Raw genomic sequence first — 14,892 nt, 5'->3', positions numbered from 1 at the left:
TTATGCAGTACCCGTTGATGTTTTAGGAGATCTTAATTATAAAAAGATTATCGTTATTATTCAGGATTAGGGTTTACAAATTCATATTTATAAAGCTTAATCAGCCATAAAAACAAAGAAAACAGAATAGGCCCGAAGATGATCCCAATAAAGCCGAACAAATTAATACCTACAATTACACCAAGAATGGTTACCAGCGGGTGTACATCAGCCATTTTTTTCTGTAACAGGAACCGGATAAAGTTATCTGCAAGACCAACAATAATTAAGCTATAGGCCAATAATCCAAACGCATTACCCGTATCTCCCTTTGCTAATAATATCACGACTAACGGGATATATATAATCGCAGCACCCAATACCGGAAGCATGGCTGCAAAAATAGTAAGGATGAAATACACAAAAGAATCTTCCACACCAAAAACAATATATCCGATATAAGCTACTACTGCTTGCAAAAAAGCCGTGAGCGGAACACCGACAGCATTAGAGATAACCAGTTCTTTTAAATCGGTATTCATACGTTTCAGATTCGTTTTCTTTAAAGGAACATAATCGTAGAATCCTTTTTCAAGTTTTTGATGATTCAGCAGCATAAAATACAACAGAAAATACGCTACAGCGAGTTGCATAGAGCTGTTTACAGAAGCATTTAGTACAGATTCAAGCAGTTTAATACCGAGTTCAGTCATTTTTCCGATATTATTATCATTAAAAAGATCAATATTAAACTTTGTCTGCAAATTCTCTATTGCCTTGTCAATATTTCCCTGAATTCCCTGTTTGTCATCCAGCAATACCATTATTTTTTTGGTAAGTGTCTGAATCAGCAAATATAGAGGACCAATGATAACAATAGCACTCGAAAGCATAAGTAATATGATACTGGCTATTTTATTCCAGTTTTTTTTCTCTACTAACCACCGGTATGGGGTCAAAAGTAAAACGAATAAACAAATGGCTCCCAAAAATCCGGGCAATAATATCATCATGCTTTTCGCCATCAAGATGAAAAGAAATATGATAATGGCTAAAAATCCCAATTGTAATAATACGTTATTGGAGATAAATTGTTTGTGGTGGGGTTTCATAAAAGCTATTTTTTATGAAAATAAAAAAATAATTTCTCAAAAACAATTATTTCATAAAGTGATTTATATGCGTGTTTGTATAAAAAATACAATTGAATGCAGAGGTATTTGCAACTCAGTTATTTGCATTTTTTGCGGAATGTTTTTAAATGTTTAGAATCAAAATGGATAGGAATCAGGCTGTCTTGTGCTACATTGTATTCATATAGCATACCTTCTTGGGGATCAAACTCAAACCAGGCAACAGTATGATTATACTCAGGATGTTTTTCATTAATGCGAAAACTGTAATTTTCTCTATTCATACTTTCCTTTGGATCATTCAGTATTTCAATTCCGTATTGTAGTGTAGCATCTGTTTCCTGAGCTTTTTCGATATGGGTAATGTAATATTGATATTCAGGTGAACTCAAAAGTAATTTTACAACAATTTCCAGGCATTGCTCCTTATTTAAATTAGCTTTATCGGCTTGCGGTGACACTACTCCTAATACAGACATATACAACCATAAAAAAGACCAGTTACAGTAAAATGCAATACTCATTATTTTGTTGTGATTAAAAACGTTTGATAAATCAAAAATACGTAATTCATTTTAAAATAATTCTTAATTTTAACCCCCAACAAACAAGACAAACAATACCATGGAACTCGATAAAAAAAACGTGTCAGACGAAACGTTAATTGAACTATATAAAAAAATATTAAAACCTCGTTTAATCGAAGAAAAGATGCTTATTCTGATCCGTCAGGGAAAAGTTTCTAAATGGTTTTCAGGAATAGGACAGGAGGCTATTGCTGTCGGAGTAACCTCAATTCTTCATACAGACGAATATATACTGCCTATGCACCGAAATCTTGGTGTATTTACTTCCAGAAACATTCCTTTACACCGGTTGTTTTCACAATGGCAGGGTAAAGCCAATGGTTTTACTAAAGGTCGTGACCGCTCTTTCCATTTCGGTACGCAGGAATATAAAATTATAGGTATGATTTCCCATTTGGGACCTCAGTTAGGAATTGCCGATGGTATTGCTCTGGCACATAAGCTACGCGAAGAGAAAAAAATCACCGCTGTTTTTACCGGTGAAGGAGCTACTTCTGAAGGAGATTTCCATGAAGCACTTAACGTAGCATCTGTATGGGATCTACCGGTATTATTCATCATTGAAAATAACGGTTACGGACTTTCTACACCAACCAATGAGCAGTACCGTTGCGAAAATCTTGCGGATAAAGGAGTAGGATATGGAATGGAAAGCCATATAATAGATGGTAATAATATACTGGAAGTGTATACCCGACTTTCGGAAATAGCGGCAGATATGCGCGAAAATCCGCGTCCGGTTCTGATTGAAATGAAAACATTCAGAATGCGTGGTCATGAAGAAGCCAGCGGTACCAAATATATTCCACAGGAATTATTTGATATGTGGAAAGTAAAAGATCCGGTTGAAAATTATAAAAATTACCTTTTACAAACAGGTGTCTTGTCAGAACATAAAGATGCTGAAATCCGTGCTGAAATCAAAAAAGAAATCGATACTGACTGGGCAAAAGTTCAGGAAGAGCCAGCAATAGAAGCACGTCTTGAAGATGAAATAAATGATGTTTATAAAGCGTATGATTTTGAAGAAATATCAGCTGGAGATAAAACAGAAAATATCCGTTTTATAGATGCCATTACGCAATCATTAAGACAATCCATGCAACGCCATGATAATTTAGTCATTATGGGGCAGGACATTGCAGAATACGGAGGTGCTTTTAAAGTAACAGATGGTTTTGTAGCAGAGTTCGGTAAAGGTCGTGTACGAAATACGCCTATATGTGAAAGCATTATTGTATCTGCCGGGATGGGACTTTCTATCAATAAACAAAAAGCAATTGTAGAAATGCAATTTGCAGATTTTGTTTCTACAGGTTTCAATCCGATTGTCAATTTATTGGCAAAATCTCACTATCGCTGGTTAGAAAATGCCGATGTAGTGGTGCGTATGCCATGTGGTGGTGGTACTCAGGCAGGACCTTATCATTCGCAAACCAATGAAGCCTGGTTTACTAAAACTCCAGGTCTTAAAGTAGTTTATCCTGCATTTCCTGCAGATGCGAAAGGTTTATTGAACACAGCCATTAACGATCCGAATCCGGTAATGTTTTTTGAACACAAATTACTGTACAGAAGTATCTATCAGGATGTACCTACAGATTACTATACCCTTCCCTTAGGAAAGGCTGCTTTGCTTAGAGAAGGAAAGGATGTTACTGTGATTTCGTTTGGAGCAGGAGTACATTGGGCATTAGAAATTTTAGATAAAAACCCGTCTGTATCTGCTGATCTGATTGATTTGAGAACATTACAGCCATTGGATTATGAAACAATTTTTGCGTCTGTTAAGAAAACCAATAAAGTAATCATCCTTCAGGAAGACAGCCTTTTCGGAGGAATTGCAAGTGATGTATCTGCTGAAATTATGGAAAATTGTTTTGAACATCTGGATGCTCCGGTAAAAAGAGTTGCCAGTCTTGAAACACCAATTCCGTTTATGAAAAATTTAGAAGATCAATACCTTCCGAAAGAACGCTTTGAAAAAGAATTATTAGTACTTTTGCAGTATTAAACACACAACGAATAATTAATGAAAACAATCATCTCTTCCCATTTCAATTTTCCGGGGCAAAAATCTGTTTATAAAGGAAAAGTGCGTGAAGTTTACAACATCAACGACTCTATTTTAGTGATGATCGCCACAGATCGTTTATCAGCATTTGATGTGGTAATGCCAAAAGGTATTCCTTATAAAGGTCAGATTCTGAATCAGATTGCGACTAAGTTCATGCAACTAACAGCAGATATTGTTCCCAACTGGTTAATAGCTACTCCGGATCCGAATGCAGCTGTGGGACATTTATGTGAACCTTTTAAAGTAGAAATGGTAATTCGTGGTTATCTTTCAGGGCATGCAGCAAGAGAATATGCTTTGGGCAAAAGAGTTCTTTGTGGTGTTACCTTACCGGAAGGCTTAAAAGAAAACGACCGTTTTCCGGAACCGATCATTACACCGACAACTAAAGCAGATTTAGGAGTTCATGACGAAGATATTTCTCGTGAAGAAATCCTTTCTAAAGGAATTGTATCGGAAGAAGATTATGTAGTACTTGAAAACTATACGCGTGCGCTTTTTGAAAGAGGAACGGCAATTGCGAAAGAAAAAGGCTTGATTTTGGTCGATACAAAATATGAATTTGGAAAAACCAAAGACGGTAAAATTGTTCTAATTGACGAAATTCATACACCGGATTCTTCGCGCTATTTTTACGCAGAGGGGTATCAGGAACGTCAGGACAAAGGAGAAGCTCAGAAGCAATTATCGAAAGAGTTTGTTCGTCAATGGCTCATATCAAATGGATTTCAGGGTAAAGATGGACAGCAGATTCCTGAAATGACTGATGAGTACATAGAATCGGTTTCTGAACGTTATATTGAATTATATGAAAACATTCTGGGCGAAAAATTCGTCAAAGCAGATGTTACAAATATTGAAGAAAGAATTGAAAAAAATGTAACTGATTTTCTTTCAAACTATTCAAAATAAAAAAAAATGTCAATTTTAGAATCTTTAAATTGGAGATACGCCGCAAAAAAATTAAACGGTTCTGTAGTCTCTGATGAGAAAGTAGAAAAAATAATAGAAGCAGCCCGTTTGGCACCAACTTCTTCGGGTTTACAGCCCTTTGAAATTTTTGTGGTCACCAATACGGCTTTACGCGAAAAAATAAAGAGTGTGGCCTATAACCAGTCACAAATTACAGACGGATCTCATCTGATTGTATTTGCTGCCTGGAATAACTATACCACAGACCGTATCAATCACTATTTTGATCATTATGAGCAGGAGCGCGATTTACCAAAAGGATTTTCTGACGGGTATAAAAACGGGGTAACCAAACAGTTGACGTCGCTGACTGAAGAACAGCAGTTTGAGCATGCGGCGCGACAGGTTTACATTGCTTTTTCTTTTGCTATGGCAGAAGCTGCGGTTCTCAGAGTAGATGCATCACCCATGGAAGGTTTTGTGGCTGCTGAGCTTGATAAACTCATGCGGTTTGAAGAAAAAGGATTGAGAAGCGTATTAATTATGCCTCTGGGCTATAGAGATGAAGAAAACGATTGGCAGGCAAACCTTAAAAAGGTTCGTAAATTTCCAAAAGATATGATTCATTATATAAAATAAAAAACGGCGTTCATCTATATGAACGCCGTTTTAGTATTATACATTTCCGTACGAGTTCGATTCTCCTCCGTCAATAGCAATCGTTTGTCCGCTTACATAAGAAGCATCTTCACTTAACAGAAAAACGACTACTTTTGCAACCTCTTCAGGTTGCCCGAGTCTCTTGGAAGGATTTGCCTGAGCATATTCTGTTTCCGCTGCTTTAGGATCAGCCGGATTTACCTGTTTAAAAGCTTCTGCTACCATTGGCGTAAGTATAGCACCCGGAGCAATAGCGTTTGTGGTAATGCCATATCTGCTGTATTCCAACGCTGCATTTTTGGTCATACCCGATACTGCATGTTTACTTGCTACATACGGTGTCTGATTCATAACACCTCTGATACCACCAACTGAAGCTACATTAACAATACGGCCATAATTATTTTTCTTCATAACAGGAATCACATATCTGAGTCCATAATAAACCCCCATTAAATTTATGTCAATTACTTTTTTAAAGATTTCAAGATCATACGTTTCAATAGACGCTTGTTTTCCTTCTATTCCGGCGTTGTTATAAAAACCATCAATAGTACCATAGGCTTCAAGTGTTTTATTTACATACTCTTTCACCTTCGTTTCATCCGATACATCTGCAACAAGCGTGATAACGGCTGTATCAGGAGTTGACTCCTTAATCGTTTTTACCGCTTTTGCTAATGCTTCAGCATTATAATCTACCAGACTTAAACGGGCTCCCTGTTTAGCAGCTTCAACTGCCGTTGCAAGTCCTAAGCCCATTCCGGCTCCGGTGATAACTATTACTTTGTTTTCTAATCTTCCCATGGTTTACTTGTTTTTAGTCTTCTATAAATATAAGTCTATCCAAGTCAATACAACATAATGTAGATTAAGTAACGCTGTTTTTGTTAGTTGGTTTTCTCTTCTTTGTTGAAATATACCAGATAGTAATACATCTGTTTTTCTTCATCCCAACCTTTTTCAATGAATTTTTCAGCTGATTCCGGATTGATAAAATCCAGTTTTATCTGCACATTGGTATCCAGATTGATCACATTTTTCATTTTTTTACGCGCATCGGTTACCGCGTTGTTGGCAATCGGGAAATTGCTGATGTCTTCAATGCTGTATTTTTCTCCGCGGTCTACTTTGTAATTTTTAAATTCAGCCTGTAAATCCGGATTGTCAATAACTTCATTCAGGAAATTAGTTTCTTCAAATTCATCATTTTTAGCAAAATAGTTTACAGAGCGGTTCATAAACATTACCTCTTCCTTTTTATCTTCTGCCGGTAGCACTACATCTTTTGCAAAATCCTGAACAAATTTTAAATATTTTTTGGTCATGTAGTTTTCATCCTGAAAAGCATCCACTGATAAGAAATGTTCCAACCAGTAACGCGCATCATAGCGGTTGCTGTCAACCGTCAGTATTTTATATCCTTCTTCTTTTTTATAGTTGAAAATCAGACACCCTTTATCTAATTTGTTTAAACTGATTCCTTGCTGTAAAATCATCTCCAGATTTGAACCGTTTTCTTCAAATTGAAGAAAATCTGCCTGTAATTCACTTTTGAAAATTCCGATTGCATCTACTACATTATTGTCAATAGAAACATTGCTGAGGTAAGCAACATACACTTCTCCATTTTTAATATGAGGGTGATTTGACTGATCAAACAAGTGTTTTGTTATTTTTTTTGATATTTCGTGTACATTACTCGGATTCAGAAAAAGTTCTGAAGCAAAATTGTACATATCATTGTATTCCAGATCAACATCATGAGCAAATTGAAAATAATTTTCTTCTTTTTCTCTAAATGGTTTGAAGAAGAATTCTTTCAAAAGAGGCGTGATCTCATCGTTTAGATTAAAAACATTTTCAGAAAGAAAAATAGCTTCGTTGCGGCTTTTATTACCTACGCGGTGAATAGACAGGGATTCAATCTGCGTGTTAAATAAGTTGATCATTTTTATATAGAATTTTTTATTAGGTAAAAAAAAGAAAACCTTTTGAGTTTTCTTTAAATTGTTTTTTGGTTTGTGATAAGGATCTTAATATTCGTCTTCATATCCGAAATCCGAAAAGTTATCGTCTCCCTCAAACATATCTAAATCATCATCGTCATAATCGTCATCAAAATCACCAAACATATCGTCTTTAGATATAGGAGCATTAAAGTCTTTTACGGGAGCTTCACTTGGCAGCGTTCCATGGGCAAACATCAATACCGGAAATTCTTTTTCGTCAGATTCATCTTCTTCTTCAGTAGCAGCCAATTCTACAAAGAAAGTCCACATACTGAACGGGTCATAAATATAGAGAATCTTAGTATTCTGCTCATCAAGAATAGAAGAGAGAGGATAATCTGCCATCGTTTTTTGTTCTCCTGGCACATCACCCATATCAAACAAAGGAATTTCTTCATCCTGAGTCCAGTTTTCGTCACAGGTATAAAATGAACCGCCTTCTGAACCATCAAAACCGAAAGCATTGACAATGGTATTGTGTAAGTCTTCTAATGAGTTATCATCTTTTATGGCAATATCTCTGAATACATCTTCTTCTGCATCAAGAATTACCCTGAATTTATAAATCATAATTTTAGTATTTGATCCTACAAATGTATTATTTAAATATTACTTTAAACATGATTGGAATCGGATTTTATAAACAATAAAGTTTTTTTTACAATTCATCCTTGAAAATCAACAGTTCAGTAAAATTAAATTTTTCTTACACTTCAGTTGCCTTACTTTTGGTTTATAATTTAGAAATAATCCTATAGCTATATCTGTTTCTGTAAATCTAAAAATATGAAAACGTTATTAAAAAACCTTATAAAAGCGGTTGTTGTAAGCTTATTGATATGTACCGTTATTACCCTTATCAATTTTATATCAAAAAGAGAAATGGTATGGAATGAAGCCTATCTGAGGAATAATATCATAGGTTTTATATATGGAATTGTACTCTATTTTGTAAATGCTTATCTGTTTCATTTTATCAAAAGGATAGTAAAAGATGATAACTCTTATAAGAAACGCATATTGTTATTTCTGCCTCTGAGCGTTGCAGCTACATCATTGTCCGTATTTTTAATCAATATGGGATTGAAAACAGGATATGAAGGCCTTTCGTTTGATCAGTTCATTGCCGGACAGAGAATGAGTAATTATATAGTAATCATCATTATCTCGCTTATCATAGCTCTTAGTATTTTTAGTTTTTATTTCTATCGGGCATATAAAGAGGGGCAGCTAAAAAATCAGACTACTATTGCCAGCAATGCGACTGCAACTTTTGAGAGTCTAAAGAATCAGCTTGATCCGCATTTTCTGTTTAACTCCCTGAATGTGTTAAGTGCTCTTATTGAAGAAAATCCTAAAAAGGCACAGGAATTTACAGTTTCCCTGTCAAAAGTTTACCGTTATGTATTGGAACAGAAAGATAAGAATCTCGTATATGTGGAAGAAGAAATGGACTTTGCTCGTTTGTATGTAAGTCTGCTTCAGATGCGGTTTGAAAATGCTTTAGAAATCAGTTTTCCCGATGTGCAGCCTTATGTTCATTTAAAAATGATTCCGCTAAGTCTGCAACTGTTATTAGAAAATGCCATAAAACATAATATTGTAAGTGAAACAAAGCCTTTAAAAATTCAATTGTATTTTAAAGATAATAGCTTAATAGTACGAAACAACTATCAGAAAAAGGAAACTTTCACAAAAGAAAAGGGTATTGGACTCAATAACATCATCAACCGCTATGCACTGGTTTCTAATGAGCACATCCATATTGACAATGATGAAAACCATTTCAGCGTTTCATTGCCTCTCATTTCAGAAGATATGACTTTCCGGTTTGGAGTTCAGTTAAAAGAAGAAGAACTCTTCCAGAGAGCGTATGAGCGCATGAATAGATTGAAAGAATGGTATGTAAGTATTTATTTTGTAATCTTCGGATTTCCACTTTTTTTACTCATCAATAAACTGTGGTTTCCCGATTATAAATGGTGGCCTTATATCATTTTGTTCTTCATGGTATTTAATATGCTGATAAACGGATTCAGAGCATTGGATATTCTGGGAAAATGGGAGCGAAATATGATCATCAAACAAATTAATAAAAAATAAAAGTTATGGAAAAGAATAAGCATGTAGAGCTATTAAAAGCAAAAAAAAGAGTAAAACAAATAAAAGAGTTTTATTCTCATCTGTTCACCTATATTTTGGTAAATTCTATCTTAATTATACTCAATCTGTTCAATTCAAAAGGAGGGTATTGGTTTATTTACCCGCTATTGGGCTGGGGAATCGGTTTGTTTTCTCATGCTGCAAATACCTTTCACTTTATTCCTTTTTTAGGAAAAAACTGGGAAGACAGAAAAATACAACAATTTATGGACGAAGAACGCAATAAATTCAGACAATGAGAATCGTTATAATTGAAGATGAAAAACCGGCTGCCCGTTTGCTGAAGCGAAAAATAGAGGCTTTGGGGTATACAATTCAGCAACAATTGTCTTCTGTAGAAGAAGGACTCGATTGGTTTGGTAAAAATGAACATCCGGATTTAATTTTTGTTGATATCCAATTATCTGACGGACTCTCTTTTGAAATTTTTGAAAGCATTACTATTCAGAGTGCCGTTATTTTTACTACTGCTTATGACGAATATGCATTAAAAGCATTCAAACTCAATAGTGTGGATTATCTTTTAAAACCCATTGATGAACATGAATTGGAAATGGCTTTGCTGAAATTTAAAAGCAGATATGAAAAGAAATATGTAGATGTAGAATTGATGAAAAATCTACTGAAAAGACAAAATAAGGAACGTTATACGGTAAAAGTCGGAAATACATTGAAAATTATTGAAAGTGATTATATACAGTGCTTTTACAGTGCCAATAAAATCAGTTATCTCTCTACTCTCGAAGGACGAAATTATTTTTTGGATGACACCCTTGATACTCTTGAAAGTGAATGTGATAATAAAAAATTTTTCCGGGTCAACCGGCAGTTTATCATCAATATTAATGCGGTAAAAGAAATCAGTATTTATACTAATTCCCGTTTAAAAATCACATTACAAAACTTTAAAGAAGAGGAAATAATTGTGAGCAGAGAAAAAGTAGCTGCTTTTAAAAACTGGATAAGCTGATGAGTTTGTTGTTTATGAAATTAGGAATGTTTCTGGTCTTTTTTTTAGTATTTTTGTTGGTATAGCAATTAGAAAAATGAAAAAAGCAGCACAACTGATATTGGTGTTTTGTCTGGTTTTCTGTACCAATAGTATAGTGGCCCAAACAGTCAGAAAATCAGATAAGGAAATTTTAGAGAAACCGTACAAGCCGGAAGAAGATGCACAGGCAAAAATCGATGCTTTGTTTGTACAGGCAAAAAAACAACATAAAAACATTATCATTCAGGCAGGTGGTAATTGGTGTGTGTGGTGTCTCAGATTTAATGACTATATTAAAAAGACGCCTGAAATAAAGAAAGTCGTAGACAATAATTTTCTTTATTATCATTTGAATTTTTCATCTGAAAATAAGAATGAAAAAGTATTTAAAAAATATGCCCCGGATGGCGCACAGCTTGGCTATCCGTTTTTCATTGTTTTAGATGCTAGTGGTAAAGTACTTAAACTTCAGGAAAGCGGAAGTATGGAAAGCGGAAAAGGATATGACAAAGAAAAAGTACTGGCTTTTTTTAAACAATGGAAAGCCAAATAAAGTTCAAATAAAAAATCACTCTGTAAAGAGTGATTTTTTTATATATATGACTGATTAACTTTCAAAAGATTGCAGTGCAACCAGCTTGGAATAGGTACCTCCCTGTGATAATAATTGTTCATGAGTTCCCTGTTCTACGATTTCCCCTTTCTGCATCACTACAATAAGATCGGCTTTTTGAATGGTAGACAATCGGTGGGCTATGACTACTGATGTTCTGTTTTGCATCATTTTGTCGAGAGCATCCTGTACCAAGCGTTCACTTTCTGTATCTAAAGCAGAAGTCGCTTCATCAAGAATCATAACAGGAGGATTTTTTAAGACTGCTCTGGCAATGGAGAGACGTTGTTTCTGACCGCCTGAAACTTTATTTCCGGCATCTCCGATATTAGTGTCCAGACCTTCTGGCAGATCCATTACAAAATCGTAAGCATTCGCTATTTTTAAAGCAGCAATGATTTCTTCGTCTGTAGCATCTAATTTACCGATTCGGATATTGTCTTTAATGCTGCCGTTAAACATAATACTGTCCTGAGTTACCAATCCTGTCAGATCACGAAGAGATTTCATGGTTACGTCTTTTATATTATGACCGTCAATCCGGATTTCTCCTTTGTTTACATCGTAAAAACGCGTCAACAAATTGGCAATGGTACTTTTTCCACTACCGGATTGTCCAACAAGTGCAATAGTTTTACCCTTTGGAATTTCAAGAGAAAAATTCTTTAATACGGCATCCTCTCCATAGGCAAAAGTAATATTCTTAAGACTGATTTTATCATTAAATTCTTTAATATCAATAGCATTCGGAGTATCTTCAATAGTATTCTCTACCTCCAGTACCTCAAAAACGCGTTCTGCTGCTGCCAAACCATTTTTTACCTGATAAGAAGCTCTTGAAATTGCTTTTGCAGGGGTAAGAATATTATATGCCAAACCGATAAAAGCAATAAATAATGAACCGCTTAGGGTTTTATCTACCAGTACAAGGTTACCACCGTAAAACAATAATACTGCTATGACGATAATACCCATAAATTCACTCATGGGAGATGATAGATTGTTTTTCTTACCTATTTTATTGGACAATTTGTATAATCTGTTCAGTGAATCATTAAAAATCTTGTTGAAGAAATTTTCTGCATTGTAACTTTTTACCACTTTTAAACCGGTAAGACTTTCATCCACGATAGAAATAAGATACCCGTTTTCCTGTTGAGCCCGCGTTGACTGAGATTTAAGCGATTTTCCTATTTTTGAAATGATGAAACCTGAAATCGGGATAAAAATAAATACAAATAAAGTAAGCTTAACGCTGAAATTCAACATCATAAGAATAGAGAAAATAATGGTAAGCGGTTCTTTCACAATAAGTTCCAATACCATGAAAAAGGAATTCTGTACTTCATTTACATCGCCAAGCATACGTGACATTACATCTCCTTTGCGTTTTTCAGAATAATAAGAGATGGGTAGCTCTGTAATTTTTTTATACATTTTGGCACGTAAATCTCTTAAAACGCCATTTTTTAATTTCATCAAATGCTGTAAAGCCGCATAATTAAAAAGGTTCTTAAGAAGAAAAGTCGTTAATACGAGACCTACTGTAAATAAAAGAGCATAATTGGCACCATATTCATTTGAAAAATGCGTTACATAATAAAAAATATATTCTTTTAGATAAGTACTGATATTTTCTATTCCGGTATAAACAGGAATTTCATATATTTTTATATCATTATTAAACAATACTTCTAATACAGGATACATCGCTGCAAACCCCAGTGTACCAAATAATGCATACAGAATATTGAATACAATATTCCAAACCACATGGAATTTGTAGTTTTTTACAAAAGGTATTATTTTTTTTAAATTTTCATCCATTAGTTCAAGCCTAAATCAGTAATAAAATGTTTGATTTTTTCAGTCAGATACGCATCAGTATCTTCAATTTCATCTGTATGCTCTATCGGAGCATTACAGCTGAAATAAAATTTTATTTTGGGTTCTGTACCACTTGGTCGGGCACATATTTTACTTCCGTCTTCCAGATAATAGATTAATACATCTGACTTTGGCAGATAAAGCGGTTCTTCTTCACCTGAAAACATGTTTTTTGCTTTTGAACTTTGATAATCTTCAACAAAGACTACACGTTCTCCGTTTAATTCTTTAACAGGATTTTCTCTGAAATTAGTCATCATTTGTTTAATTTCAGTAGCACCTTCCATTCCCTTTTTGGTAATTGAAATCAGGTGTTCTTTATAGTAACCGAAGTCGGCATACAGATTTTGCAATTCCTGATAAATAGAACTACCAGCTGCTTTTGCCAAGGCTGCGATTTCACAGATCAACAGGGTAGAAGCAACAGCATCTTTATCGCGTACGGCATCTCCTACCATATAACCAAAACTTTCTTCTCCACCTCCAATGAATGTTTTTTCCGGAAAATCTTTAATCATTTTTGCAATCCATTTAAAGCCAGTAAGCCCTACTTTACATTCTACTCCGTAATATTCGCCTAAAGCCAGCATCATCGGAGTTGAAACAATAGTGGAACCAATGAATTCTTTTCCCGTAATTTTTCCTGCTCTTTTCCATTGTTCTAATAAAAAGGCTGTCATTACGATCATGGTTTGATTGCCGTTTAGCAATACCATTTTATCTTCGTTATCCCGCACTGCAATTCCTAAGCGGTCAGCATCAGGATCAGTTCCGATTACAATATCTGCTCCGGTTTCATCAGCCAGTGCCAGAGCCATTGCCAGTGCTTCAGGTTCTTCCGGATTAGGTGATTTTACCGTAGGAAAATTACCGTCAGGCAGCGCCTGTTCCTTGACAATCTGTACCTTTGTATAGCCCGCTTTATCCAAAACGTTTGGTATTGCTTTTATGGATGTTCCGTGAAGGGAAGTAAATACGATTTTTAAATTTTCTTTTGCAGATACCGGAATGTTGAATCCTGCATTTTCTAAGGCAGAAGCTGCGAAAGCGTCGTCAATTTCCTTATCGATATATTGGATAAGGTTTTCATTTGCCTGAAAATTAATATCTTCATAGGCAAGTTTTTCTATTTCCTCAATGATTTCTTTATCCTGTGGTGGGACAATCTGTCCTCCATCCTGCCAGTAAACTTTGTAGCCGTTATATTCAGGCGGATTGTGAGAAGCTGTAAGCACTACTCCTGTATGGCAGTTCAGATATTTTACCGCAAAAGATAATTCCGGAGTTGGACGAAGGTCTGAAAATAAAAAAACCTGAATACCATTTGCAGAGAAAACATCGGCTACTACTTTTGCCAGTGTATTACTGTTATGTCGGCAATCATAAGCAATTGCTACACGAAGTTGCTCTCCCGGAAAAGATTTCTTTAAATAATCAGAAAGACCCTGTGTATTTTTCCCCAGTGTATATTTATTGATTCTGTTTGTTCCCACCCCCATAATACCTCGCATACCTCCCGTGCCAAATTCAAGGTTTTTGTAAAAGGCATCTTCAAGTTCTTTTGGAGATGAAGTCATGAGTTCTTTGATCTCTTGCTGCGTGATTTCATCAAAAGCAGGTGAGAGCCATTGATGTACTTTATCTAAAATATTTTGAGCTATGTGCATTTTTTTCTTTATATTTATTTAAACGAAAGACCTTAAAAAGTCTTTTCCTAATTGTTGACTTATGAAAAAAGCATTTTTTAAGTCCCTGGCTAAAATCAATCATTTGATATTACCCAATTATACTAAAAAACAACTTGATTTAAGTAAAGCAACAAAATTACAGAAAGCGCTTGTTGCCTGGAAATATTACGTAACCATAAACAGTCTTTAA

15 protein-coding genes are annotated in these 14,892 nt (G+C 35.0%); 8 read left to right on the top strand and 7 right to left on the bottom strand.

All coding sequences use genetic code 11. The annotated features are described in order from the left end of the window. Positions 1-56 precede the first annotated feature (56 nt). Positions 57-1,091 (bottom strand): AI-2E family transporter, encoded by a 1,035-nt coding sequence (locus tag QW060_RS10625; protein WP_290363559.1) that lies wholly within the window; start codon positions 1,089-1,091, stop codon positions 57-59. Between the two features lie 119 nt (positions 1,092-1,210). After that, positions 1,211-1,636, bottom strand: coding sequence for a hypothetical protein (locus QW060_RS10620; protein ID WP_290363558.1), 426 nt, complete (start codon positions 1,634-1,636; stop codon positions 1,211-1,213). Between the two features lie 100 nt (positions 1,637-1,736). Here QW060_RS10620 and QW060_RS10615 point away from each other — a divergent pair, with 100 nt between their 5' ends. The 3 genes from QW060_RS10615 to QW060_RS10605 are packed head-to-tail and all read left to right on the top strand — an operon-like array spanning position 1,737 to position 5,327. Further along, positions 1,737-3,713, top strand: coding sequence for an alpha-ketoacid dehydrogenase subunit alpha/beta (locus QW060_RS10615; RefSeq protein WP_290363557.1), 1,977 nt, complete (start codon positions 1,737-1,739; stop codon positions 3,711-3,713). 18 nt (positions 3,714-3,731) lie between these two features. Beyond that, a complete protein-coding gene (locus QW060_RS10610) occupies positions 3,732-4,688 on the top strand; it encodes a phosphoribosylaminoimidazolesuccinocarboxamide synthase (protein WP_290363556.1) in 957 nt (318 codons plus the stop codon). Between the two features lie 6 nt (positions 4,689-4,694). After that, entirely contained in the window at positions 4,695-5,327 is a 633-nt protein-coding gene (locus QW060_RS10605; RefSeq protein WP_290363555.1) for a nitroreductase family protein, read from the top strand. A 36-nt stretch (positions 5,328-5,363) separates the two neighbouring features. Here the strand turns inward: QW060_RS10605 and QW060_RS10600 are convergent, their stop codons facing one another. The 3 genes from QW060_RS10600 to QW060_RS10590 form a co-directional block, all read right to left on the bottom strand. Then, positions 5,364-6,155 carry a glucose 1-dehydrogenase gene (locus tag QW060_RS10600; protein WP_290363554.1) on the bottom strand — a complete coding sequence of 264 codons (792 nt, stop codon included), beginning with the start codon at positions 6,153-6,155 and terminating at the stop codon, positions 5,364-5,366. 83 nt (positions 6,156-6,238) lie between these two features. Further along, positions 6,239-7,300, bottom strand: coding sequence for a nucleoid-associated protein (locus QW060_RS10595; RefSeq protein ID WP_290363553.1), 1,062 nt, complete (start codon positions 7,298-7,300; stop codon positions 6,239-6,241). 84 nt (positions 7,301-7,384) lie between these two features. Then, positions 7,385-7,930, bottom strand: a complete 546-nt coding sequence (locus QW060_RS10590; protein ID WP_290363552.1) for an IS1096 element passenger TnpR family protein — start codon at positions 7,928-7,930, stop codon at positions 7,385-7,387. Positions 7,931-8,146: 216 nt separating this feature from the next. Between QW060_RS10590 and QW060_RS10585 the strand changes: the two genes are divergently transcribed. From QW060_RS10585 to QW060_RS10570, 4 genes are all read left to right on the top strand, one after another. Then, positions 8,147-9,463 (top strand): histidine kinase, encoded by a 1,317-nt coding sequence (locus QW060_RS10585; RefSeq protein WP_290363551.1) that lies wholly within the window; start codon positions 8,147-8,149, stop codon positions 9,461-9,463. A 5-nt stretch (positions 9,464-9,468) separates the two neighbouring features. After that, the gene (locus tag QW060_RS10580) at positions 9,469-9,762 is read left to right on the top strand and encodes a 2TM domain-containing protein (RefSeq protein WP_290363550.1); all 294 of its coding nucleotides are present in this window, start codon (positions 9,469-9,471) and stop codon (positions 9,760-9,762) included. Next, complete coding sequence (locus tag QW060_RS10575; protein ID WP_290363549.1) at positions 9,759-10,493, top strand: LytR/AlgR family response regulator transcription factor; 735 nt, start codon at positions 9,759-9,761, stop codon at positions 10,491-10,493. Before QW060_RS10580 ends, QW060_RS10575 begins: the two co-directional genes overlap by 4 nt. Positions 10,494-10,569: 76 nt before the next feature. After that, positions 10,570-11,067 (top strand): thioredoxin family protein, encoded by a 498-nt coding sequence (locus tag QW060_RS10570; protein ID WP_290363548.1) that lies wholly within the window; start codon positions 10,570-10,572, stop codon positions 11,065-11,067. A gap of 54 nt (positions 11,068-11,121) precedes the next feature. Here QW060_RS10570 and QW060_RS10565 read toward each other — a convergent pair whose 3' ends face one another. Both QW060_RS10565 and QW060_RS10560 read right to left on the bottom strand, forming a co-directional pair. Continuing rightward, positions 11,122-12,954 carry an ABC transporter ATP-binding protein gene (locus tag QW060_RS10565; RefSeq protein WP_290363547.1) on the bottom strand — a complete coding sequence of 611 codons (1,833 nt, stop codon included), beginning with the start codon at positions 12,952-12,954 and terminating at the stop codon, positions 11,122-11,124. Next, positions 12,954-14,681 carry a phospho-sugar mutase gene (locus QW060_RS10560; RefSeq protein ID WP_290363546.1) on the bottom strand — a complete coding sequence of 576 codons (1,728 nt, stop codon included), beginning with the start codon at positions 14,679-14,681 and terminating at the stop codon, positions 12,954-12,956. The genes QW060_RS10565 and QW060_RS10560 overlap by 1 nt, the downstream gene beginning before the upstream one ends. Before the next feature lie 61 nt (positions 14,682-14,742). Between QW060_RS10560 and QW060_RS10555 the strand changes: the two genes are divergently transcribed. After that, entirely contained in the window at positions 14,743-14,892 is a 150-nt protein-coding gene (locus QW060_RS10555) for an SsrA-binding protein (RefSeq protein WP_290363545.1), read from the top strand.

Source organism: Paenimyroides ceti, assembly GCF_030409925.1.
The sequence above is the reverse complement of the archived record's forward strand: the minus strand, read 5'-3'. Positions and strand labels throughout refer to the sequence as shown.

Excerpts from the sequence above, each read along its gene's own strand:
- QW060_RS10590 (WP_290363552.1), bottom strand. The coding sequence starts at position 7,930 with ATGATTTATAAATTCAGGGTAATTCTTGATGCAGAAGAAGATGTATTC.
- QW060_RS10605 (WP_290363555.1), top strand. The coding sequence starts at position 4,695 with ATGTCAATTTTAGAATCTTTAAATTGGAGATACGCCGCAAAAAAATTA.
- QW060_RS10620 (WP_290363558.1), bottom strand. The coding sequence starts at position 1,636 with ATGAGTATTGCATTTTACTGTAACTGGTCTTTTTTATGGTTGTATATG.
- QW060_RS10565 (WP_290363547.1), bottom strand. The coding sequence starts at position 12,954 with ATGGATGAAAATTTAAAAAAAATAATACCTTTTGTAAAAAACTACAAA.
- QW060_RS10595 (WP_290363553.1), bottom strand. The coding sequence starts at position 7,300 with ATGATCAACTTATTTAACACGCAGATTGAATCCCTGTCTATTCACCGC.
- QW060_RS10560 (WP_290363546.1), bottom strand. The coding sequence starts at position 14,681 with ATGCACATAGCTCAAAATATTTTAGATAAAGTACATCAATGGCTCTCA.
- QW060_RS10625 (WP_290363559.1), bottom strand. The coding sequence starts at position 1,091 with ATGAAACCCCACCACAAACAATTTATCTCCAATAACGTATTATTACAA.
- QW060_RS10600 (WP_290363554.1), bottom strand. The coding sequence starts at position 6,155 with ATGGGAAGATTAGAAAACAAAGTAATAGTTATCACCGGAGCCGGAATG.
- QW060_RS10570 (WP_290363548.1), top strand. The coding sequence starts at position 10,570 with ATGAAAAAAGCAGCACAACTGATATTGGTGTTTTGTCTGGTTTTCTGT.
- QW060_RS10585 (WP_290363551.1), top strand. The coding sequence starts at position 8,147 with ATGAAAACGTTATTAAAAAACCTTATAAAAGCGGTTGTTGTAAGCTTA.
- QW060_RS10555 (WP_290363545.1), top strand. The coding sequence starts at position 14,743 with ATGAAAAAAGCATTTTTTAAGTCCCTGGCTAAAATCAATCATTTGATA.
- QW060_RS10610 (WP_290363556.1), top strand. The coding sequence starts at position 3,732 with ATGAAAACAATCATCTCTTCCCATTTCAATTTTCCGGGGCAAAAATCT.
- QW060_RS10575 (WP_290363549.1), top strand. The coding sequence starts at position 9,759 with ATGAGAATCGTTATAATTGAAGATGAAAAACCGGCTGCCCGTTTGCTG.
- QW060_RS10580 (WP_290363550.1), top strand. The coding sequence starts at position 9,469 with ATGGAAAAGAATAAGCATGTAGAGCTATTAAAAGCAAAAAAAAGAGTA.
- QW060_RS10615 (WP_290363557.1), top strand. The coding sequence starts at position 1,737 with ATGGAACTCGATAAAAAAAACGTGTCAGACGAAACGTTAATTGAACTA.